Origin of the sequence: Burkholderia sp. Ac-20379, assembly GCF_017104645.1 — a bacterium.
Classification (GTDB): Bacteria; Pseudomonadota; Gammaproteobacteria; order Burkholderiales; family Burkholderiaceae; genus Burkholderia.
On record NZ_JAAGPF010000760.1, the window covers coordinates 1 to 1,012 of the forward strand.

Sequence of the window (1,012 nt, forward strand, 5' to 3'; positions counted from 1 at the left end):
GCGCGGCGTCGGCCGGATCGACCGCGTCGCGCGGCCGGACCTCGGCGCGCAGGCGGCGCCAGTCGGCCCGCTCGATCGCGAGATCGGCCAGCGTGCCGGCCGCGAGCGCCGCGAACACCGCGATCGGCAGCCCGAGCCGATAAGGCAGATCCACCGCCAGCAGCGCCGCGATGCCGGCCACCGCCACGGCCGCCAGCGTCGAGCGGTTCGCCACCGCCGACACCATGATCGGAATCAGCGCCAGCGTGCCGGCCAGCCCGAGGCCCCATTGGTCAGGCACCACGGCGGCCAGCGCGATGCCGGCCATCGACGACACCTGCCACGACAGCCAGCTCGCCACCGCCATTCCCCAGAAGTAGGCTTCCTTGCCCGGCACGTAGCCGTTCGCGAAGCCTTGCTTGACGAACAGCAGATAGATCACGTCGCCGTTGAAATAGCCGATCGCGATGCGCCGCCACGGCGGCAGATAGGAGAAATGGGGCGCCAGGCCCGCGCTGAAGATCACGAAACGCAGGTTGACCATCGCGGCCGTCAGCAGGATGGTCCAGATCGGCAGCTTGGCCGCCAGCAGCGGCAGCACGGCGAGCTGGGACGAACCGGCGTAGACGAGGAGCGTCATCCAGACCGCCTGGCCGGTGGTCATCACCGATTTGCTCATCGCGATGCCGGTGACGAGGCCCCACGAGAGAATGGCGGTGAGCGTCGGCGCGTAGTCGCGCGCCCCCTGGATGAAGGCGAAGCGATCGGTAGCGGACAGACGAGCGAGCATGGGAGGGGGCCGCGCGGCACGGAAAACCGGGCGGTCGCGCCTCGCGCAGTGCCTCCCGTCGTGTTTTCGTTGAATGGTGCGCGATTATAGCGCCGGACCCCGCCGGACAGGTCGTCGCACCGGGAAAAGACGCTTTCGGACTAGCCTCTTCTTTGTCCTTCGTCTTCGTCTCTTTGTACCTCTCCTTGTCATCCTTTTCTCTTTCATTCTTCTTTCTCCTCTCTTCTCTCTCTTCTTTTTTTT

General features: G+C 66.5%; 1 protein-coding gene. It reads right to left on the reverse strand.

All coding sequences use genetic code 11. From position 1 onward, the window contains the following. On the reverse strand, positions 1 to 769 hold a 769-nt coding region (locus G3N92_RS34455; RefSeq protein ID WP_206131931.1), incomplete at its 3' end, for an AzlC family ABC transporter permease. Positions 770 to 1,012 lie beyond the last annotated feature (243 nt).